The 21,547-nt window shown below is 72.7% G+C and carries 14 protein-coding genes and 1 tRNA gene; 12 read left to right on the forward strand and 3 right to left on the reverse strand.

Annotated elements, in window-relative coordinates; all coding sequences use genetic code 11:
* Positions 1-164: 164 nt before the first annotated feature.
* The 8 genes from trpC (at position 165) to ACIBBF_RS21340 (ending at position 13,729) form a co-directional block, all read left to right on the forward strand.
* A complete protein-coding gene (gene trpC / locus ACIBBF_RS21305) occupies positions 165-980 on the forward strand; it encodes an indole-3-glycerol phosphate synthase TrpC (protein ID WP_397417305.1) in 816 nt (271 codons plus the stop codon).
* A 23-nt stretch (positions 981-1,003) separates the two neighbouring features.
* On the forward strand, positions 1,004-2,278 hold the full coding sequence (gene trpB / locus ACIBBF_RS21310) for a tryptophan synthase subunit beta (RefSeq protein WP_397417307.1): 1,275 nt from the start codon (positions 1,004-1,006) through the stop codon (positions 2,276-2,278).
* Positions 2,275-3,183 (forward strand): tryptophan synthase subunit alpha, encoded by a 909-nt coding sequence (gene trpA / locus ACIBBF_RS21315; protein WP_397417309.1) that lies wholly within the window; start codon positions 2,275-2,277, stop codon positions 3,181-3,183. Before trpB ends, trpA begins: the two co-directional genes overlap by 4 nt.
* A complete protein-coding gene (gene lgt / locus ACIBBF_RS21320) occupies positions 3,180-4,265 on the forward strand; it encodes a prolipoprotein diacylglyceryl transferase (RefSeq protein ID WP_397417311.1) in 1,086 nt (361 codons plus the stop codon). The genes trpA and lgt overlap by 4 nt, the downstream gene beginning before the upstream one ends.
* 111 nt (positions 4,266-4,376) lie before the next feature.
* Complete coding sequence (gene gltB, locus ACIBBF_RS21325; protein WP_397417313.1) at positions 4,377-8,960, forward strand: glutamate synthase large subunit; 4,584 nt, start codon at positions 4,377-4,379, stop codon at positions 8,958-8,960.
* Entirely contained in the window at positions 8,953-10,431 is a 1,479-nt protein-coding gene (locus ACIBBF_RS21330) for a glutamate synthase subunit beta (protein ID WP_397417315.1), read from the forward strand. The genes gltB and ACIBBF_RS21330 overlap by 8 nt, the downstream gene beginning before the upstream one ends.
* A 71-nt stretch (positions 10,432-10,502) precedes the next feature.
* Positions 10,503-11,939, forward strand: coding sequence for a pyruvate kinase (gene pyk / locus ACIBBF_RS21335; protein WP_397417317.1), 1,437 nt, complete (start codon positions 10,503-10,505; stop codon positions 11,937-11,939).
* A 113-nt stretch (positions 11,940-12,052) separates the two neighbouring features.
* Entirely contained in the window at positions 12,053-13,729 is a 1,677-nt protein-coding gene (locus ACIBBF_RS21340; protein WP_397417319.1) for a RyR domain-containing protein, read from the forward strand.
* Positions 13,730-13,799: 70 nt separating this feature from the next.
* Here the strand turns inward: ACIBBF_RS21340 and ACIBBF_RS21345 are convergent.
* Positions 13,800-13,883: transfer RNA gene (locus ACIBBF_RS21345), tRNA-Leu, on the reverse strand.
* Positions 13,884-13,951: 68 nt separating this feature from the next.
* Here ACIBBF_RS21345 and ACIBBF_RS21350 point away from each other — a divergent pair.
* A complete protein-coding gene (locus tag ACIBBF_RS21350; RefSeq protein WP_253838962.1) occupies positions 13,952-14,605 on the forward strand; it encodes an ANTAR domain-containing response regulator in 654 nt (217 codons plus the stop codon).
* A gap of 147 nt (positions 14,606-14,752) precedes the next feature.
* Complete coding sequence (locus tag ACIBBF_RS21355) at positions 14,753-15,403, forward strand: GNAT family N-acetyltransferase (RefSeq protein WP_397417322.1); 651 nt, start codon at positions 14,753-14,755, stop codon at positions 15,401-15,403.
* A 34-nt stretch (positions 15,404-15,437) separates the two neighbouring features.
* Here the strand turns inward: ACIBBF_RS21355 and ACIBBF_RS21360 are convergent, their stop codons facing one another.
* Positions 15,438-15,818: a PaaI family thioesterase gene (locus ACIBBF_RS21360; RefSeq protein ID WP_397417336.1), complete on the reverse strand. Its 381-nt coding sequence runs from the start codon at positions 15,816-15,818 to the stop codon at positions 15,438-15,440.
* A 67-nt stretch (positions 15,819-15,885) separates the two neighbouring features.
* On the opposite strand from ACIBBF_RS21360, the gene polA reads away from it, so the two are divergent.
* Positions 15,886-18,624 (forward strand): DNA polymerase I, encoded by a 2,739-nt coding sequence (gene polA, locus ACIBBF_RS21365; RefSeq protein ID WP_397417324.1) that lies wholly within the window; start codon positions 15,886-15,888, stop codon positions 18,622-18,624.
* A 78-nt stretch (positions 18,625-18,702) separates the two neighbouring features.
* Here the strand turns inward: polA and ACIBBF_RS21370 are convergent, their stop codons facing one another.
* The gene (locus ACIBBF_RS21370; RefSeq protein WP_397417326.1) at positions 18,703-19,506 is read right to left on the reverse strand and encodes a class I SAM-dependent methyltransferase; all 804 of its coding nucleotides are present in this window, start codon (positions 19,504-19,506) and stop codon (positions 18,703-18,705) included.
* A gap of 217 nt (positions 19,507-19,723) precedes the next feature.
* On the opposite strand from ACIBBF_RS21370, the gene ACIBBF_RS21375 reads away from it, so the two are divergent.
* Positions 19,724-21,376, forward strand: coding sequence for an ABC transporter substrate-binding protein (locus ACIBBF_RS21375; protein ID WP_397417328.1), 1,653 nt, complete (start codon positions 19,724-19,726; stop codon positions 21,374-21,376).
* The last annotated feature ends 171 nt before the right edge of the window (positions 21,377-21,547 follow it).

Below are 21,547 nucleotides of genomic sequence, written 5' to 3' on the forward strand. Positions count from 1 at the left end.
GGTCAGGACCACACCCCGGCTCCGCCTACGATGGCGGTGGGGGCGGACGTCCGCGGCGGGCACGCACACCGGCGTGCCGGGCGGCGAGCAGCCGAGCAAGCAGATCAGTCAAGCGTTCGAGGCGTATGACGAGAACAGAGCAAGGCCACGGGGAGGCTCATCACATGTCGGTCCTGGAGGACATCGTCGCGGGGGTTCGTGAGGACCTCGCGGAGCGTGAGGCGAGGGTGTCTCTCGACGCGCTCAAGGAGCGCGCCGCCGCGGTGCCCGGAGCCCTCGAGTGCGTCGGCCGGCTCAAGCAGGCGGACGCCGTCTCGGTCATCGCCGAGGTGAAGCGGTCGAGCCCCAGCAAGGGCTCGCTGGCGCCGATCGCCGACCCGGCGGCACTCGCCGTCGAGTACGAGACCGGCGGCGCGTCCGTCATCTCGGTGCTCACGGAGCAGCGCCGGTTCAACGGTTCGCTGGCCGACCTGGACGCGGTGCGCGGCCGGGTGGACATCCCGGTGCTGCGCAAGGACTTCGTGGTCACGCCCTACCAGGTGTGGGAGGCGCGCGCGCACGGCGCCGACCTCGTGCTGCTCATCGTGGCGGCGCTGGAGCAGACCGTCCTGGAGTCGCTCGTCGAGCGTGTGCACTCCCTCGGCATGACCGCCCTGGTGGAGACGCACAGCCTCGAGGAGGTCCGCCGGGCGGTCGACGCCGGGGCCCGCGTGATCGGCGTCAACCACCGCAACCTCAAGACCCTCGAGCTCGACCGGGGCCTGTTCAGCAGCCTCGCCGAGTACATCCCGGACGACGTGGTCAAGATCGCGGAGTCCGGCATCCGCGGCCCGCACGACGTGATGGACATGGCGCGTGCCGGGGCGGACGCCGTCCTGGTGGGCGAGGCGCTCGTGACCGACGGCGCCCCGCGTGCCTCGGTGGCCGACCTGGTCGCGGCGGGCTCGCACCCGTCGCTGAAGTCCGTCCGCCCGTCCTGATCCCCGCTGCGAAAGGAACCCAGGTGACCGACGTGAAGCTTGCTGACGTCTCCGGCCCGTACTTCGGGCGGTACGGCGGACGGTTCGTGCCCGAGGCGCTCATCGCCGCGCTCGACGAGCTGGACACCGAGTTCCGCAAGGCGGCCGACGACCCGGCGTTCGCGGCCGAGCTGCAGCGCCTGCACCGTGAGTACACGGGCCGGCCGAGCCCGCTGACCGAGGTGCCGCGGTTCGCCGCGCACGCGGGCAACGCGCGGGTGTTCCTCAAGCGGGAGGACCTCAACCACACCGGCTCGCACAAGATCAACAACGTGCTGGGCCAGGCCCTGCTGGTCAAGCGGATGGGCAAGAAGCGGCTCATCGCGGAGACGGGGGCGGGCCAGCACGGCGTCGCCACCGCCACGGCGGCCGCCCTGATGGACCTCGAGTGCGTGGTCTACATGGGCGAGGAGGACACGCGCCGCCAGGCCCTGAACGTGGCCCGCATGCGCCTGCTGGGCGCCGAGGTGGTGCCGGTCAAGATCGGGTCGCGCACGCTCAAGGACGCGATCAACGAGGCCCTGCGCGACTGGGTCGCCAACGTCGAGACGACGCACTACCTGCTGGGCACCGTCACGGGCCCGCACCCGTTCCCGGAGATGGTGCGCCAGTTCCACCGGATCATCGGCGAGGAGGCGCGCGAGCAGATCCTCGAGCGCGCCGGGCGCCTGCCCGACGTGGTGGCGGCGTGCGTGGGCGGCGGGTCCAACGCGCTGGGCATCTTCAACGCGTTCCTCGACGACGAGGGCGTGGACCTGTACGGGTTCGAGGCCGGCGGCGAGGGCATCGGCTCCGGCCTGCACGCCGCCCGGTTCAGCGGCGGCGCGCCGGGCGTGCTGCACGGCGCCCGCTCCTACCTGCTCCAGGACGACGACGGGCAGACCCTGCCCAGCCACTCGGTGTCCGCCGGCCTGGACTACCCGAGCGTCGGCCCGGCGCACGCCTGGCTGCACGACCTGGGTCGCGCCACGTACGAGCCCGTGACCGACGACGAGGCCATGGAGGCGTTCCGCCTGCTGTGCCGCACCGAGGGCATCATCCCGGCCATCGAGTCGGCGCACGCCCTGGCGGGCGCCCTGCGGGTGGGCCGGGCCGCGGCGGACGAGGGGCGCACGGGGCCGGACGGCGAGCCGCTGCTGGTCCTGGTGAACCTCTCCGGGCGCGGCGACAAGGACGTGGCCACGGCGGCCAGGTGGTTCGGGCTGCTGGAGGGCGGCGCGGCGGCCGAGGAGCTGGAACGACAGGAGGGCCGGGGATGAGCACCGTGACCGAGGCGGCGGGTACGCCGCGCACGACGTCGCCGACGGCCGAGCTGATCGACCGCCTGCGCACGCAGGAGGACCGGCCCGCGCTGGTGGGCTACCTCCCCGTGGGCTACCCGACCGTGGACCGGTCGATCGAGGCCCTCAGGACGATCATCGACCACGGCGTGGACGTCATCGAGCTCGGCATCCCGTACACCGACCCCGTCCTGGACGGCCCGGTGATCCAGGCCGCGGCGCAGGGCGCGCTCGACGCCGGTGCGCGGGTCCGCGACGTCTTCCGGGTGGTGCGGGCGCTGACCGACTACGCGCCGCACGTCCCCGTGCTCGTCATGACCTACTGGAACCCGGTGCTCAAGTACGGGGCGGACGCGTTCGCGCGCGATCTCGCGGCCGCGGGTGGCGCCGGGCTGATCACGCCCGACCTGATCCCGGACGAGGGCGCCGACTGGCTGGCGGCCAGCGCGGCGCACGGGCTCGACCGCGTGTTCCTGGTGGCCCCGAGCACCACGGCGGAGCGGCTGCGGCTGACGGTCGACGCGTCGCGCGGCTTCGTCTACGCCGCCTCGCTCATGGGGGTGACCGGCGAGCGTGCCCAGGTGGGCTCGCGTGCGGAGCAGCTCGTCGCGGACACGCGGGCCGCGGGCGCGGCGAACGTCTGCGTCGGCCTGGGCGTCTCCAACGGGGCGCAGGCCGCCGAGGTGGGCCGCTTCGCGGACGGCGTCATCGTCGGCTCGGCCCTGGTGCGGCCGCTGCTGGCCGAGGGCCCGCTGGACGACGCCGCATGGGCGGCCCGTCTCACGAATCTGGCCGAGGTGACGGAGGACCTCGCCGCCGGGGTACGGTCGGCTCGCGCCACCGCACCCGCCGGCGCGACCGCCGTCCCCGGAGAGGTACCGTGACGCTGCTGACCGCACTGCCGGCCGCCCTGGTGGCCGACCTGGCCGCCGAGGCGTCCGCAGTGCTGCCCGCAGCGACCGAGCAGGTGGCCGCCGGGATTCCCAGTCCCGCCGAGCACACGTGGTACCTGGGCATCTTCCCGCTGCGGGCCTACGCGCTGGCGATCCTCGCCGGCATCGTGCTCGCGGTGTGGCTGACGGCCCGGCGGTGGAGGGCCCGCGGCGGCAACCCCGAGGACGTGCTGGAGATCGCGTTCTGGGCGGTGCCGTTCGGCATCGTCGGCGGGCGTCTCTACCACGTGCTCTCCTCGCCCGACCGGTACTTCGGCGAGAACTTCTCCGGCGGGGGCGACCCCGTCGCGGCGCTCTACGTCTGGGAGGGCGGCCTGGGCATCTGGGGCGCCGTCGCGCTCGGCGCCGTCGGCGCGTGGCTCGGCTGCCGCAGGCAGGGGGTGCGGTTCTCGTCGTTCGCCGACGCCGTGGCGCCCGGCCTGCTCGTGGCGCAGGCCGTCGGCCGGCTCGGCAACTGGTTCAACCAGGAGCTGTACGGGCGGCCCACCGAGCTGCCCTGGGGTCTGCACATCGACACCGGGTACCTCGTGACCAACCCGGCCACGGGCGTGCCGTACCCGGAGGGCACCCTGTTCCACCCGACGTTCCTGTACGAGCTCCTGTGGAATCTCGTGATGGCCGGAGCCCTGCTGTTTCTCGACCGTCGGTTCAAGTTGGGTCATGGGCGGGTATTCTGGGCGTACGTCCTGCTCTACACTCTCGGACGGGTCTGGATCGAGATGCTCCGCATCGACGATGCGGAGGTGGTGCTGGGGCTCCGCCTCAACGTCTGGACCTCGATCCTGCTGGGCCTGGCAGCCCTGGTGGTCTCGATCGTGCTGGCTCGGAGGTTCCCCACCAGGGAAGAGTCGGTACGGCTGCGGCCGCAGGACGACGAACCGCCGCTCGGCCCGCGTGCCGAGCCGGCACCTGACCCAGCAGTTGCAGGGACCGGTGAGGCCGAGGCCGAGCCGGAGGAAGGCAAGACAGCAGCAGTGGAGGAGTCCGACGCGGACGCCTCCGCGCGCACCTGAGGGGCGCGGCCGCCGGGACCACCGGACGACGAGCCCCCTGACCGACCGGGCCGCCGTCGTCCCGGACCACCGCAAGACTGCGCCCGGCGTGCCGGGCGCCTGTGAGGACCCATGACCAAGCCGTTGCTTGCACAGAAGGTTGGGCTGCCCGCGCAGAGGACGGACGGCGGCCTGTACGACCCGGCGGCCGAGCACGACGCGTGCGGCGTCGCCTTCGTGGCGACCCTGCGTGGCACGCCCGGGCGTGACATCGTCGACGCCGGGCTGACCGCCCTGCTGAACCTCGACCACCGCGGTGCGGTGGGCGCCGAGGAGGACAGCGGCGACGGCGCCGGGATCCTGACCCAGATCCCGGACGCGTTCGTCCGTGACGTGGTGGGCGTCGACCTGCCGCCCGCCGGCATGTACGCCATCGGCACGGCGTTCCTGCCGACCGACGACGCCGAGCGTGACACCGTGGTGCGCCGCGTGGAGGCGCTGGCCGCCGAGGAGAAGCTCGACGTGCTGGCCTGGCGCGACGTGCCGGTGGACGCCGGGATCGTCGGCCCGACGGCGCGCGCGTCCATGCCCGTGTTCCGCCAGATCGTGGTCGCCGACCCCTCGCGGAGCCTGTCCGGCATCGACCTGGACCGCCGCTGCTACCGCCTGCGCAAGCGCGCCGAGAACGAGGTGGGCCTGTACTTCGCGTCCCTCAGCGCCCGCACCCTGACGTACAAGGGCATGCTGACGACGGCGCAGCTCGAGCCGTTCTTCCCCGACCTGTCGGACCCGCGGTACGCCACCGAGCTCGCGCTGGTCCACTCGCGGTTCTCCACCAACACGTTCCCGTCGTGGCCGCTGGCCCAGCCGTTCCGGCTGCTGGCCCACAACGGCGAGATCAACACCGTGCGCGGCAACCGCAACTGGGTCGCGGCGCGCGAGGGCACCATGGAGTCCGACCTGCTGGGCGACCTGAAGCCGCTGCAGCCGGTGTGCTCGCCGGGTGCGAGCGACTCCGCCAGCTTCGACGAGGTGCTGGAGCTGCTGCACCTGTCGGGCCGCTCCCTGCCGCACTCGGTGCTGATGATGGTGCCGGAGGCCTGGGAGAACAACACGGGGATGGACCCCGCGCTGCGGGCCTTCTACCAGTACAACGCGAACCTCATCGAACCGTGGGACGGCCCCGCCTCCCTCACGTTCACCGACGGCACCCTGATCGGCGCCGTGCTGGACCGCAACGGCCTGCGCCCCGGGCGCTGGTGGGTCACCGAGGACGGTCTGGTCGTGCTGGCCTCCGAGGCCGGCGTGCTCGACATCGACCCCGCCACGGTGGTCCGCAAGGGCCGCCTGGAGCCCGGCAAGATGTTCCTCGTCGACACCGGCTCCGGCCGCATCGTCGAGGACGAGGAGGTCAAGTCCGGCCTCGCCGCCCGCCACCCCTACGGGGACTGGATCCGCGAGCACTCCGTCCATCTCGACGAGCTGCCCGAGCGTGAGCACGTGGCGCACAGCCCGGCGTCGGTGCGCCGCCGTCAGCGGGCCTTCGGGTACACCGAGGAGGAGCTGAAGGTCATCCTGTCGCCGATGGCGACCACCGGCGGCGAACCGCTCGGTGCCATGGGCTCCGACACCCCGGTCGCGGTGCTGTCGCAGCGCCCGCGCCTGCTGTTCGACTACTTCACGCAGATGTTCGCGCAGGTGACCAACCCGCCGCTGGACGCGATCCGCGAGGAGCTGGTCACGGCCATCGGCAGCGCCATCGGCCCGGAGCCGAACCTGCTGGCCGACCTGCCGGAGCACGCCCGCAAGCTCGTGCTCGGCTTCCCGGTGCTGGACAACGACCAGCTCGCCAAGGTGGTGCACGTCGAGCGCGACCGGGAGCTGGAGGGCCTGTTCCACGCCGAGACCATCCCGGGCCTGTACGACGTGTCGGGCGGCGGCGCCGCGCTGCTGTCCCGGCTGGAGCAGATCTTCGCCGACGTCGACCGGTACGTGGAGGAGGGCGCGAGCTTCCTCGTGCTCTCGGACCGTGACGCCACCTCCGAGCTGGCGCCGATCCCGTCGCTGCTCCTGACCAGCGCCGTGCACCACCACCTGGTGCGCAAGCACACCCGTAACCGGGTCTCGCTGGTGGTGGAGGCCGGTGACGTGCGCGAGGTGCACCACGTCGCGCTGCTCATCGGCTACGGGGCGGCCGCCGTCAACCCGTACCTCGCGATGGAGACCGTCGAGGACCTGGCCCGCCGCGGCTACCTGGACGTCACGCCCGAGAAGGCCGTGGCCAACCTCATCAAGGCGCTCGGCAAGGGCGTGCTCAAGGTGATGTCCAAGATGGGCATCTCCACGATCATGTCCTACCGGGGCGCGCAGATCTTCGAGGCGATCGGCCTCTCGCAGGACCTGGTCGACGACTACTTCACCGGCACCACCTCGCGCCTGGGCGGCATCGGCCTGGACGTCATCGCGGCCGAGGTCGCGGCGCGGCACGCCGAGGCGTACCCGCCGTCCGGCAACAAGAAGCCGGGCGAGCGCCTGACCACGGGCGGCGAGTACCAGTGGCGGCGCGACGGCGAGGACCACCTGTTCGACCCGGAGACGGTGTTCCGCCTGCAGCACGCGACGCGCTCGGGCCGGATGGACATCTTCCGGCAGTACACGCGGCGCGTGGACGAGCAGTCGAACCGCCTGATGACGCTGCGCGGCCTGCTGCGCTTCAGCCCGGACCGCGAGCCCGTGCCGATCGACGAGGTGCAGCCGGTCAGCGAGATCGTCAAGCTGTTCAACACGGGCGCCATGTCCTACGGCTCCATCTCGGCCGAGGCGCACGAGACGCTCGCCATCGCGATGAACCGCCTGGGCGGCCGGTCCAACACGGGCGAGGGCGGCGAGGACCCGGAGCGCCTGTACGACGACGAGCGCCGCTCGCGCGTCAAGCAGATCGCGTCGGGCCGGTTCGGGGTGACCGCGGAGTACCTGACCCAGGCCACGGACATCCAGATCAAGCTCGCCCAGGGCGCCAAGCCCGGCGAGGGCGGTCAGCTGCCCGGGCCCAAGGTGTACCCGTGGGTGGCCAGGACCCGCCACTCGACGCCGGGCGTCGGCCTCATCTCGCCGCCGCCGCACCACGACATCTACTCGATCGAGGACCTGGCCCAGCTCATCCACGATGCGAAGAACGCGAACCCGGACGCGCGCGTGCACGTGAAGCTGGTCAGCGAGTTCGGCGTGGGCACCGTGGCCACGGGCGTGTCCAAGGCGCACGCCGACGTCGTGCTCATCTCGGGGCACGACGGCGGTACGGGCGCCTCGCCGCTCACGTCGCTCAAGCACGCCGGCACGCCCTGGGAGATCGGGCTGGCCGAGACCCAGCAGACGCTGGTGCTCAACGACCTGCGCGACCGCATCGTGGTGCAGGTCGACGGCCAGATGAAGACGGGTCGCGACGTGATCGTCGCGGCGCTGCTCGGCGCCGAGGAGTTCGGTTTCGCGACCGCGCCCATGGTGGTCTCGGGCTGCGTCATGATGCGCGTCTGTCACCTGGACACCTGTCCCGTGGGCGTGGCCACGCAGAACCCCGAGCTGCGCAGCCGGTTCACCGGCAAGCCGGAGTTCGTCGTGAACTTCTTCGAGTTCATCGCCCAGGAGGTGCGCGAGCACCTGGCGGCGCTGGGCTTCCGCAGCCTCCAGGAGGCCGTGGGCCAGGTGCAGGTGCTCGACACCCGCAAGGCCGTGGACCACTGGAAGGCCCAGGGCCTGGACCTGGCGCCCGTGCTCGCGCGGCCGCAGCTCAAGGAGGGCTCGTCCCTGCGCCACACCACGGCGCAGGACCACGGCCTGGCGCGGGCGCTGGACAACCAGCTCGTCGCGGCAGCGGCCCCGGCCCTGGAGCGTGGGGAGCGCGTGCGGATCGACCTGCCCGTGCGCAACGTGAACCGGACGGTCGGCACCATGCTCGGCCACGAGGTGACCAAGCGGTACCGCGGCGAGGGTCTGCCCGACGACACGATCGAGGTGGTCCTGACCGGGTCGGCCGGCCAGTCGCTGGGCGCGTTCCTGCCCCGGGGCATCACCCTGCGCCTGTTCGGTGACGCCAACGACTACGTCGGCAAGGGCCTGTCGGGCGGCCGCATCGCGGTGCGCCCGGACAAGGCGGCCGTCCTCGGTGGCGCCGACGTCATCGCGGGCAACGTGATCGGCTACGGCGCCACGTCCGGCGAGGTCTACCTGCGCGGGCGCGTGGGGGAGCGGTTCGGTGTGCGCAACTCCGGCGCCACCCTGGTCGCGGAGGGTGTGGGCGACCACGCCTGCGAGTACATGACGGGCGGCACCGTGCTGGTGCTCGGCCCCACGGGCCGCAACGTCGGCGCCGGCATGTCGGGCGGCACCGCGTACTTCCTGGACCTGCGGGTCTCCCGGGTCAACCAGGCGGCGCTGGAGGCGGGCGAGCTCGCCGTCGCCGTCCTGGACGACGCCGACTGGGAGACCGTGCGCGGCCTGCTGGAGCGGCACCACGCCGAGACGGGCTCGGCCGTCGCGGCCGAGCTCCTGGCTGACCCCGAGACGGCCCGCGGGCGGTTCAGCCGCCTGCTGCCCCCGGGCTGGGCGCGCGTGCGCCTCGCCCTCGCCGAGGCGGAGGCCGCCGGCACCGACATCTCGGGCACGTCCCAGTGGGACCCGTCCGTGTGGAACCAGATCATGGAGGTGGCACGTGGCTGACCCCCGAGGATTTCTGAAGGTCCGGGAGCGGGAGCTCCCGCCGAACCGGCCCGTCGAGGTGCGCCTGCGGGACTGGAAGGACACGCACGCCCACCGGGCGGAGGGCCAGCCCTTCCTCAAGGAGCAGGCGGGCCGTTGCATGGACTGCGGCGTGCCGTTCTGTCACCAGGGCTGCCCGCTGGGCAACCTCATCCCGGACTGGAACGACCTGGTCTGGCGCGGGCAGTGGGCCGACGCGATCGACCGGCTGCACGCGACCAACAACTTCCCGGAGTTCACGGGCCGCGTGTGCCCGGCGCCGTGCGAGTCGTCCTGCGTGCTGAGCATCAACCAGCCCGCGGTGACGATCAAGAACGTCGAGGTCTCGATCATCGACGAGGCGTTCGCCCGCGGCCTGGTCACCCCGCACGTGCCGGAGCGTCTCACGGGCTCCACGGTCGCCGTCGTCGGCTCCGGCCCGGCCGGGCTGGCCGCGGCGCAGCAGCTCACGCGCGCCGGCCACACCGTGGTCGTCTACGAGCGCGACCCCGCCATCGGGGGCCTGCTGCGCTACGGCATCCCGGACTTCAAGCTGGAGAAGTCGCACATCGACCGTCGCCTCGCCCAGATGGAGGCCGAGGGCACCCGCTTCCGCCCGGGCGTCACCATCGGCGAGGACATCAGCTGGGACGCGCTGCGCCGCCGGTTCGACGCCGTCGTGGTCGCCACGGGTGCCACCGTGCCCCGCGACCTGCCCCTGCCGGGGCGGGACCTGGCCGGCATCCACTTCGCCATGGACTACCTGACGCCCGCGAACCACGCGGTCGCCGCCGGGACGCCCGACGAGCTGCCCGAGGGCGCGCCGTCGGCGGCCGGCAAGCACGTCGTGATCATCGGCGGCGGCGACACCGGCTCCGACTGCCTCGGTACCGCGCTCCGTCAGGGCGCCGCGAGCGTCACCACCCTGGCCATCGGCAAGAAGCCGCCGCTGGAGCGCCCCGCGCACCAGCCCTGGCCGACCGACCCGATCCTGTTCGAGGTCTCGACCTCGCACGAGGAGGGCGGCGAGCGCACCTACCTGGCCTCGACGGTCGAGTTCCTGCCGGACGCCGACGGCAACGTCCGCGCCCTCAAGGTCGCCGAGACGCAGTACCTCCCCGACGGGCGCCGCGTTCCGGCGCCCGGCACGGAGCACGAGATCCCGGCGGACCTGGTGCTCGTGGCCATGGGCTTCACCGGCCCCGAGACCGGCGTCCTGGAGGAGCAGACCGGCGCGGAGATCACGGATCGCGGCCTCGTGGCGCGCGGCGACGACTACGCCGCTAGCCTGCCGGGTGTGTTCGTGGCCGGTGACGCGGGCCGGGGACAGTCCCTCATCGTGTGGGCGATCGCGGAGGGCCGCGCCGCGGCCGCAGCCGTCGACACCTACCTGCAGGGCAGCACCGAGCTGCCCGCCCCGGTGCGCCCGCGCACGCTCGCTCTGCGGTCGTGACCCGAGAACCGTTCCGGGAGTTGTACACCACCACAGGGCGCTGCGGCGCCCACCATGCCTAGGCTGGAGACATGCGCAGAGCCAAGATCGTGTGCACCATCGGACCCGCCACGGAGAGCCCGGAGAAGCTCCGGGAACTCGTAGACGCCGGCATGAACGTGGCGCGGATCAACCGCAGCCACGGCGAGCAGGAGGCGCACGCGGCGGTCTACCGACACGTGCGAGAGGCCGCGAAGGCCGCAGGGAAGTCGGTCGCCGTCCTGGTCGACCTGCAGGGACCCAAGATCCGGCTCGGCCGGTTCGCGGGAGACGAAAAGCATTTCTTGAACAAGGGCGACACGTTCACCATCACGACCGAGGACATCCTCGGCAACCGTGAGATCGTCTCGACCACCCACAAGGGCCTGGCCCAGGACGCCCAGGTGGGCGACCCGCTGCTGATCGACGACGGCAAGGTGCGCGTGCGCGTCACCGCCGTCGAGGGCCCGCGCGTCATCACCGAGGTCGAGGTCCCCGGGCCCGTCTCGAACAACAAGGGCATCAACCTGCCCGGCGTCGCGGTGTCGGTGCCGGCCCTGTCCGACAAGGACGAGTCCGACCTGCGCTGGGCCCTGCAGCTCGGTGCCGACTTCATCGCGCTGTCGTTCGTGCGGTCCGCCAAGGACTACGAGGACGTCCGCCGCGTGATGGAGGAGGAGGGCCGCACGGTCCCCGTCATCGCCAAGATCGAGAAGCCGCAGGCCGTGGAGAACCTCGCCGAGGTCATCGCCGCGTTCGACGGCGTCATGGTGGCGCGCGGTGACCTGGCGGTCGAGATGCCGCTGGAGCAGGTGCCGCTGGTGCAGAAGCGGATCGTCGAGATGGCGCGCCGCAACGCCAAGCCGGTCATCGTGGCCACGCAGGTGCTGGAGTCGATGACCACGTCGCCGACGCCGACCCGCGCCGAGGCCTCGGACTGCGCCAACGCGGTGCTCGACGGCGCCGACGCGGTCATGCTGTCCGGCGAGACGTCGGTCGGCGACTACCCGATCGTCACCGTGCAGACCATGGCCCGCATCATCGAGGCCACGGAGGAGGCCGGCCGGGAGCGCATCGCGCCGCTCGGCTCGACGCCGCACACCCGCGGTGGCGCCATCACGCGGGCCGCCGCCGAGATCGGCGAGACGCTCGGGGTGAAGTACCTCGTGACGTTCACGCAGTCCGGTGACTCCGCCCGGCGCATGTCCCGCCTGCGCTCGTCCATCCCGCTGCTCGCCTTCACGCCCGAGCAGCACGTGGCCAACACGCTCGCGCTGACGTGGGGCACCAGCGAGTACCTGGTGCCCAAGGTCGACACGGTGGACGCCATGGTGGCCCAGGTGGACCTGACCCTGCAGGAGCAGGGCCTGGCCGAGAAGGGCGACACGGTCGTGGTGGTCTCGGGCGCTCCGGTCGGCGTCCCGGGCACGACCAACTCGATCCTGGTGCACCGCATCGGCTCGCACACGGAAGGCCGCACCCTGGTCTGACCGCCACCACCCGCCGAACGGTGGCCGGACGCTCATCTGCGTCCGGCCACCGTTCTGTCTCGCCACGGCCCCACCTCGGCGACCGGGTGTGAGATGTCGCTATTGTTCCGAACGTGAAGCGCACCTTTCCCTGGACCCGCGTCGGCTTCGCCGCCCTGGTGCTCGTCTCCCTCGGACTCGGTTCGTGGGGCCTCGCGCTCGACACCGACCACCAGCCCGGCCGCACGTGGTACGACGTCGTCTACCAGGGTCTGCAGCTCTTCGTCATGGGCGCCGACCCCGCCAGCGGTGGCGGCGAGCTCTCCTGGCAGCTCCAGGTCGCCCGCTTCCTCGCCCCCGGCACCGCGGTGTACGCCCTGTTCGAGGCGGCCCGCGTCCTGTTCACCGGGGAGCTGCGCCGGATGCGGGACCGGCGCGCGCGGGGACATGCCGTCGTCGTCGGGCAGACCGATGCCGCGGACACCGTGACCGCCGCGCTCGAGGCGGCCGGGCACCGCGTGCTGCGCGCCGCCGACGCGACGGGCCTGCTCGACGCCGGGCTGCCGGGCGCGACCGTCCTGTACGCGTGCGGTGACGACAGCACCGACGCGACCGCCAACGTGCTCACCGTGGCCGAGGCGGAGGAGGCCGTCCGCCGGGCCGGCAGCGGCCCCACCCGGCTGTACGCCCACGTCAGCGACCCGGATCTCGGCGTCGCGCTCCAGGCGCGGCACCTGAGCTGCGCCGAGCCGGGCGTGGACTTCTTCACGCTCGACGTCATCGCGGCGCAGGCGCTCGCCGCGCGCGAGGTACGGCACCTCCTGGACGCGCCCGGCGGGCCCGGCCCGCTGACCCGGGTCGCGGTGGTCGGCTCGGGCGAGTTCGCCAAGGCGCTGGTCGTGGGCCTGGCCCGCGAGTGGGAGCTGGCGGGCGACGGCGTGCGCCTGGCGGTCGACCTCATGGCCGACGACGCCGTGGCGGTGGTCGAGTCGCTGCGGGCCCGCTGGTCGCCCGTGGCCGAGAAGATCGAGCTGCGCGCCGCGCCCGCGCTCGGCCGCGGCAGCCACGGGCGGCCCGACCTGGTCTACGTGTGCGACGCCGACGAGGGCACGTCGCTGCGTGTCGCCCTCACCGTGACGAACCTGTGGCACGGCGGACCCGGCTCCCTCGTGCTCCTGCTGGACGGCCTCGCGGGCCTCACGCGCGCCTTCGGCACGGAGGCCTCGCGCGTCCTCGACGACCTGGACGGCCGGCTGCGCACCGTGACGATGCGCGACCTGCTCGCCGACGTCGAGCGCGAGGAGGCCCGCGCCCACGCGGACATGTACGAGCGGATCGCGCGGTCCGTGCACCACGTGTACCTGCGCAACCAGCGCGAGCGCGGCGTCGGCTGGGGCGAGGTGCCCGCCATGGTGCGCTGGGAGGACCTGCCGGAGGACCTGCGGGCCTCCAACCGGGGGTGGGTGGTCGGTCTGCCGGCGCGCCTGGCGCGGATGGGCGCGACCATCGCCCCGCGCGACGGGGCCCCCGAGGTCGTGTTCGAGGGGGAGGAGCTGGACCGCCTGGCCGAGGCCGAGCACGAGCTGTGGGAGTCGGTCCGGGTCGCCCAGGGCTGGCGCACCGGGCCCGTGCGGGACGACGCCGCCAAGGTGCACCCGATGATCGGCGTGCCGTGGTCGCAGCTGCCCCCGGAGAACCAGGAGAAGGACCGCGACGTGGTGCGCCTGCTCCCGGAGATCCTCGCGGAGTTCGGCCTGGAGGTGGTGCGCTACGAGCGGAATCCGGTGCCGGAGCTCGCGGTGGAGGTCTGAGCGGTCCGGGCGGTGCCGCCACCGGGGCCGAGGCCGCCGCCGGCGGCCTCGGGCGCCGTGACTGCGGGAGTGCCGGGTGTGGGACTCGAACCCACACGCCCTCGCGGGCAGCGCTTTTTGAGAGCGCCGCGTCTGCCTGTTCCGCCAACCCGGCTCGGCGCTTATCGAACCACACCCCAGGACCGGGCCCCAAGCCCAGGTGCGGGAAGTAGGATGTTCCCCGTGACCGACGAGAACACCGAGAAGCTTCCCCTGGATCTGCCCCCGATGATCGACGCCGAGCCGGAGGCTGCTCCTGCCACCCCCTCGCGCCGTGCCGTCGTGGCGGAGGACGAGGCGCTCATCCGCATGGACGTGGTGGAGACCCTGCGCGAGGCCGGGTTCGACGTGGTGGGAGAGGCCGGCGACGGCGAGACCGCCGTGAACCTCGCCATCGAGCTCAAGCCCGACGTCGTGGTGATGGACGTCAAGATGCCCGAGCTGGACGGCATCTCCGCCGCCGAGCGCATCGGCAAGGCCCACGCCGCCCCTGTGGTGCTCCTCACGGCGTTCTCGCAGACCGAGCTCGTGGAGCGCGCCCGTGACGCCGGCGCCATGGCGTACGTGGTCAAGCCGTTCACCCCGGCCGACCTGCTGCCCGCCGTCGAGATCGCGATCTCGCGCTACTCGCAGATCGGTGCGCTCGAGGCCGAGGTCGCGGACCTGACCGAGCGTTTCGAGACCCGCAAGCGCGTGGACCGGGCCAAGGGGCTGCTCATGACCAAGATGGGCCTGTCGGAGCCGGAGTCGTTCCGCTGGATCCAGAAGACCTCGATGGACCGCCGCCTCACCATGCGCGAGGTCGCCGACGCCGTCATCGAGCAGGTCGGGGCCTGAGTCGTCCGTGCGGGTGCGCCGTCGGCCCGGACGCCTAGAGCGGGTGAAATCGGGGTTCGCATGTTTTCCGCCACCCGACCGAGGACTAGTGTCTGCGCGGGGCCGGCCGTGAGGCCCGGCCCCGCAGACCGCCGGGAGGAGAGAGACGTGCTCGAGATCCGTTCCGCGCGCGAGGACGACCTGCGCGCCGTCGCCGCGCTGGCCGCCGACGCCCGGGACGACTCGCCCGAGGGCGCCCAGCTCGGGGCCCAGGACACCGACCGCCTGCTGGAGCACCTCAGCGTGCTGCTCGCGGCGGGCGGGCACGTGCTGGTGGCGGACCTCGACGGCCGGGTCGTCGGCGTCGTGCTCGGCCGGGTCGTGGGTGCCTACCTGTTCGCGCGTCGCCCGAGCCTCTACCTCGACATGCTGTTCGTCGCGCCGCGGGCGCGGCGGCACGGCGTCGGGCACGCGCTCCTGCGGGCGGCCGCCGACGTCGCGGCCGAGCACGAGTGCGTCGACGTCTACTCGGCACCCGTCCCCGGCAACCGGGCGGTGCAGCGCTTCCTGGCCCGGCTCGGGTTCGCCCCCGCGGCAGGCCACCGCGTCGCGTCCGTCGCCGCCCTGCAGCGCCGCCTCGCGGCCGACGCCACGCCCCGGGACGCCGCGCACGCCGCCCGGCGGTTCGGTCGCGGGGGTATCGAGGACCTCATCGCCCGCCGGCGCCGCACCCGGTCCGTGACGGAGTCCGGCCCCATCGACATGCGCCGGGTCGGGGGCGGTGCGCCGTCGGGCCGCCGTCCCGCGCGCGCGGGCTGAGGCCCCTGCCGCGTGCTGAGCCCTCGGGCCCGGCTCAGCCGAGGATCATGCACGTCAGGCGCGAGGTGCAGATCCGCTTGCCCGCGTCGTCGGTGATCACGATCTCGTAGGACGCCGTCGTGCGGCCCAGGTGGAGCGCCGTCGCCGTACCCGTGACGTAGCCGTCCCGCGCCCCCCGGTGGTGGGTGGCGCTGACCTCGATGCCCACCGCGTTCCGGCCCGGCCCCGCGTGCGCCTGCGCCGCCAGCGAGCCGAGGGTCTCCGCGAGCACCACCGACGCGCCGCCGTGCAGCAGGCCCGCGGGCTGCGTGTTGCCCTTCACCGGGATGCGCCCCACCGCCCGGTCCGGCGCGAGCTCCAGCAGCTCCATCTCCATGCGCTCGAACAGCGTGCCCGCGGTGCCGGTGGCGTACATCGCCTTCCAGTCGATCTCGGTGCCGGTGCCGGGCTCGGACGGCGTCGCGGAAGCGCTCGTGTCAGTCATGCGGGCTATGTTGTCAGGCGTGACCTCCACAGCGCCAAGCCGCACTCCTGGAACGCCCGCGCCGGGCCGCCCTCGCCTCCTGCTGATCGACGGCCATTCCATGGCCTACCGGGCGTTCTACGCACTGCCGGACACGCTCGCGACGAGCTCGGGACAGATCACCAACGCCGTCTACGGGTTCACGTCGATGCTGACGAACCTGCTGCGCGACGAGCAGCCGACGCACCTGGCCGTCGCGTTCGACGCGGGCCGCGTGACGTTCCGTACGGAACGGTTCCCCGAGTACAAGGGCACGCGCGACGCCACGCCGGACGCGTTCAAGGGCCAGGTGCCGCTCATCAAGGAGGTGCTCGACGCGCTGCGCGTCCCCTTCGTGCAGCTCGAGGGCATCGAGGCGGACGACATCCTGGCGACCCTGGCCACCCAGGCCCGCGCGGCGGACATGGAGGTGCTGATCTGCTCGGGCGACCGCGACGCCCTGCAGCTCGTCAACGGCCACGTCACGGTCCTGTACCCGAAGAAGGGCGTGTCCGAGCTGGCCCGCATGGACCCCGAGGCGGTCGAGGCCAAGTACGGCGTGCCGCCCGAGCGCTACCCGGACCTCGCCGCGCTCGTCGGCGAGACCAGCGACAACCTGCCGGGGGTGCCCGGCGTCGGGCCCAAGACCGCGGCCAAGTGGATCACCGCGCACGGCGGTCTCGCCGCCCTGCTCGACGCGGCCGACGAGGTCAAGGGCAAGGCAGGGGAGAGCCTGCGCGCGCACCTGGACCAGGTGCGGGTGAACCGTGAGCTGAACGCGCTGCTGACCGATGTCGAGCTGCCGCTCGGCGTCGGCGACCTCGCCCTTGCGGGCTTCGACCGCGAGGCCGTGCACCTCGTGTCGGACACGCTCCAGTTCGGGCAGCTCCGCGACCGGCTGCTCGCCGTGGACCCGGCGGGCGGCACCGCCGAGGAGACGCCCGCGGGCGTCGCCGTCGAGATCGACCTGGCCGACGTCGCACCCGGGGCGCTCGGCGACTGGCTCGCCGCCCGCGGCGGCGCCGTGGGCGTGGAGGTGGCGGGCAAGGCCGTCCCCGGCGGCGGGGACGCCTGGGCCGTGGCCGTCGCGGAGCCCGGTGGCGAGGCGGTCTACGTCGACCTCACCCAGGTGGGACCCGAGGACGAGAAGGCGCTCGCGGCCTGGTTCGCCGACCCGGGGGCGGCCAAGATCCTGCACGGGGCCAAGGCGGCCTCCCACATGCTCGCGGCCCGGGGCATGGAGCTCGCGGGCGTCACGTTCGACACCGAGCTCGCGGCATACCTCTGCTACCCGGACCAGCGCGGCTACGACCTGGGCGACCTCGCGGTGCGGCACATCGGGCGCGAGCTGAAGGTCGCGGAGCCCGAGGGCGCGCAGGGTGCGCTGGACCTCTCGCTCGAGGGCGACACGGAGGGGCAGGCCGAGGCGGTGCGCGCCCACGGCGTGGCCGAGCTGGCGGAGGCACTGTCGGGCGAGCTGGCCGACCGGGACGCGACCGGCCTGCTGACCGACGTGGAGCTGCCGCTGTCGGGCGTGCTGGCGCGGATGGAACGCATCGGCATCGCCGCCGACACCGACTACCTGACCGGCCTGGAGAAGCAGTTCGCCCAGGGTGTGGCGGACGCGGCGGCGCAGGCGTACGACGTGATCGGGCGGGAGGTGAACCTGGGCAGCCCCAAGCAGCTCCAGGAGGTCCTGTTCGACCAGCTCGGCATGCCGAAGACGAAGAAGATCAAGACCGGCTACACCACGGATGCCGCGAGCCTGCAGGACCTGTTCGTCAAGACCGAGCACCCGTTCCTGGCGCACCTGCTCGCGCACCGTGACGTGTCGCGCCTGCGGGTCACGGTGGAGGGGCTGCTGAAGTCGGTGGCGTCCGACGGCCGCATCCACACCACGTTCCAGCAGACCATCGCCGCGACCGGCCGGCTGAGCTCGACCGACCCCAACCTGCAGAACATCCCCATCCGCACGGAGGCGGGCCGGCAGATCCGGCGGGCGTTCCGCGTGGGCGAGGGGTACGAGTCGCTGCTCACCGCCGACTACAGCCAGATCGAGATGCGGATCATGGCGCACCTGTCGGGCGACGAGGGCCTGATCGCGGCGTTCAACTCGGGTGAGGACCTGCACCGCTACGTGGGTTCGCGGGTGTTCGAGGTGGCGCCCGCGGACGTCACGGCGGACATGCGCTCCAAGATCAAGGCCATGTCCTACGGCCTGGCCTACGGTCTGAGCGCGTTCGGCCTGTCGCAGCAGCTGAACATCGCCACGAGCGAGGCGCAGACCTTGATGGACGACTACTTCGAGCGGTTCGGCGGTGTGCGCGACTACCTGGCGGGCGTCGTCGAGGAGGCGCGGGCCACCGGGTACACGGCCACCATCCTGGGCCGGCGCCGGTACCTGCCCGACCTGACGAGCGACAACCGGCAGCGCCGCCAGATGGCCGAGCGCATGGCGCTGAACGCCCCCATCCAGGGCAGCGCGGCCGACATCATCAAGCTCGCCATGCTGCGCGTGCAGCGTGAGCTGGACGCCCGCGGGCTGACGTCGCGGCTGCTGCTCCAGGTGCACGACGAGCTCGTGCTCGAGGTGGCGCCGGGGGAGCGGGCCGCGGCCGAGGACCTGCTGCGCACCGAGATGGGCGCGGCGTGCGAGCTCACCGTGCCCCTGGACGTCTCGGTGGGCACGGGCGCCACCTGGCACGAGGCCGGCCACTGACCGCACCCGCGACGTAGAACCCTGGCGAGACGGAACCACAGCGGTTCCATCTCGCCAGGGTTCTACGTCGCCGGCGTTCTACGCCGGGGTGCGGGTGCTGAAGATCGCCGTGCCCGGGAGGTAGCGGCCGCGTTCAGGGCCCCAGCCGCCCCACACCTGGGTGTTCCAGTCGGGCCACTCCGGCTCGACCAGGCCGGTCAGGACCAGGCCCGCGGCGGCCACGTCGCGCACGTGGTCACCGATCGTGCGGTGGTACTCCGCGTACACGACGCGGTCCGCGGCGTCGGTCTCGACGTAGGGGCGGCGGTCGAAGTAGGAGCGGGTCGCCGTGAGGCCGCGCCGAGTCGGGTCGTCGGGGAACGCCCACCGCAGCGGGTGGGTCACGGAGAACACCCACCGGCCGCCCGGACGGAGCACGCGCGCGGCCTCGCGGTGCACGCGCTCCGCGTCGGGCACGAAGGGCAGGGCGCCGAACGACGTGAACACCACGTCGAACGACCCGTCCGCGAACGGCAGCGCCCGCGCGTCCGCCTGGAGCCGCGGGACGGTGACGCCGGTGGCGGTGTCCAGCGCCGCGGCACCGGCCAGCATGCCTGCCGAGTAGTCGGTGGCGACCGCCCGGGCGCCCCGCGAGACCAGCCAGCGCGAGCAGTGCGCCGCACCCGCCCCGACCTCCAGCACGTCCCGCCCGGCCACGTCGCCGAGCAGGCCGGCCTCCGCCTCCGTCAGGCCCTCCGGCCCCCAGCGGAACCCGGCGTCGCCGAGGAAGTCGCGGTGCTCGTCCAGGTACTCGCCGGCGTTGGCGTCCCACCAGCTCCGGGCCGCGCCGCCGTCGTCGGGCACGTCGCGGTAGCCGAAGGACACGGGTTCGTCGTCGCTCACGGCACCATCATCCCCGGCCGCGACGGCCGCGCACGCCTTCCTGAACCGGCGGCCAACTAGCACATACACCGCGGTAACAAAAGGGTCACGATTGGATTGCGAGTCCTGGGGAGAAATACGGAAGCAACGAAAGGGCTCCTAAGGTCAGGCGCAAACGTCTGCGCGCCGTCGTGCCCGAACCCGGGTCCGGCCGGTGCGCTCGAGGAAGGAGAGTGCCATGCGTCGACGCGCTACGCGCCTTGCGGGCGGCGTCACCCTGGTGACTGCGCTCGCAGTGGCTCTGAGCGGTTGTGTCGCGAGCGAGCGGGACGCCGACGGCGGCGAGGGCGGGGGCAGTGACGGCACGTTCGTCTTCGCCGGATCGGCGGAGCCGAGCTCGCTCGACCCCGCGTTCGCCAGCGACGGCGAGACGTTCCGGGTCGCCCGTCAGATCTTCGAGGGTCTGGTCGGCGTCGAGCCGGGTACCGCCGACCCCGCCCCGCTGCTCGCCGAGAGCTGGGACATCAGCGAGGACGGCCTGACGTACACGTTCCACCTCAAGGAGGGCGTGACGTTCCACGACGACACGGACTTCGACGCCGAGGCCGTGTGCGCCAACTTCGACCGCTGGCACGACTGGACCGGCCTGGCCGCCCACGAGAACCTCTCGTACTACTACAAGGCCGTCTTCGGCGGCACGGGCGAGGACAGCCTGTACGACTCGTGCGAGGCGTCCGACGCCGCGACCGCCGTCGTCACGCTGAACACGCCGATCCCCGAGCTGATCCCGGCGCTGTCGCTGCCGTCGTTCTCCATGCAGTCGCCCACGGCGCTGGAGGAGTTCGGGGCCGACGACGTCCAGGGCACGGCCGACGCGCCGCAGCTCACCGAGTACGGCCGGGAGCACCCGACCGGCACTGGCCCGTACACGTTCCAGGAGTGGAAGAGCGGCGAGAGCGTCACGCTGGCCGCCAACGAGAACTACTGGGGCGAGGTCGGCGACGTCAAGACCATCGTCTTCACGGTGATCTCCGACGGCACCGCCCGGCGCCAGGCCCTCGAGGCCGGTGACATCGACGGCTACGACCTGGTCGCGCCCGCCGACGTCGACGCGCTCAAGGAGGCCGGCTACACCATCCTCGACCGCGACGCGTTCAACATCCTGTACCTGGGCATGAACCAGGCCGCCAAGCCGCTGGACGACATCCGCGTGCGTCAGGCGATCGCCCACGCGATCGACAAGGACGCCCTGGTCCAGGCCGCGCTGCCGGAGGGCACCACGCCCGCCACGCAGTTCGTGCCGGAGATCGTGACGGGCTACAGCGACGACGTCACGACCTACGACTACGACCCGGAGAAGGCCAAGGAGCTGCTCGCCGAGGCCGGCCAGGAGAACCTCGAGCTCGAGTTCAACTACCCGACCGAGGTCTCGCGTCCGTACATGCCGGACCCCGCCGCGATCTACGAGGCCGTCTCCGCGGACCTCGAGGAGGTCGGCATCACGGTGACGGCCACGCCGGAGCCGTGGAGCCCGACGTACATCGACACCATCCAGGGTGGCGAGAACCACGGTCTGCACCTGCTGGGCTGGACGGGTGACTACAACGACACCTACAACTTCATCGGCACGTTCTTCGGGGCGAAGTCGCTGGAGTGGGGCTTCGACGACCAGGACGTCTTCGACGCGATCAAGGACGCCCGCAACGCTCCGCTCGAGGAGCAGGAGGACGCCTACAAGAACGCCAACGAGGTGATCATGGACGCCCTGCCCGGTGTCCCGCTGGCCAGCCCGGTGCCGTCGCTCGTCGTGGCCCCCGGGGTCGAGGGCTACCCGATCTCCCCGGTGCAGGACGAGGTCTACAACGTCATCAGCCTCGGCGGTGGCGAGTAAGGGGTGACAGGTCGGCGGGGGTAAGGTTCCCTCCCGAACTACCTGGGGCGCCCACGCCTTAGGGTGAAACACCTCAGGTCGGGGCGCGGCTGGTGCCGCGCCCCGACCCCCGGCCGGCGTCGGCCGGCGGGCGGGGCCGAGCCCCCGCCGGGCGTCCGCCGCCACAGCCGT

Source organism: Promicromonospora sp. NPDC050880 (assembly GCF_044456525.1).
Lineage (GTDB): Bacteria > Actinomycetota > Actinomycetes > Actinomycetales > Cellulomonadaceae > Promicromonospora.

What these genes read in the sequence shown, in the direction of transcription:
- trpC (WP_397417305.1), top strand. Translation starts at nt 165, where the DNA reads ATGTCGGTCCTGGAGGACATCGTCGCGGGGGTTCGTGAGGACCTCGCG.
- trpA (WP_397417309.1), top strand. Translation starts at nt 2,275, where the DNA reads ATGAGCACCGTGACCGAGGCGGCGGGTACGCCGCGCACGACGTCGCCG.
- gltB (WP_397417313.1), top strand. Translation starts at nt 4,377, where the DNA reads ATGACCAAGCCGTTGCTTGCACAGAAGGTTGGGCTGCCCGCGCAGAGG.
- pyk (WP_397417317.1), top strand. Translation starts at nt 10,503, where the DNA reads ATGCGCAGAGCCAAGATCGTGTGCACCATCGGACCCGCCACGGAGAGC.
- ACIBBF_RS21360 (WP_397417336.1), bottom strand. Translation starts at nt 15,818, where the DNA reads ATGTACGCCACCGGCACCGCGGGCACGCTGTTCGAGCGCATGGAGATG.
- polA (WP_397417324.1), top strand. Translation starts at nt 15,886, where the DNA reads ATGCGGGCTATGTTGTCAGGCGTGACCTCCACAGCGCCAAGCCGCACT.
- ACIBBF_RS21375 (WP_397417328.1), top strand. Translation starts at nt 19,724, where the DNA reads ATGCGTCGACGCGCTACGCGCCTTGCGGGCGGCGTCACCCTGGTGACT.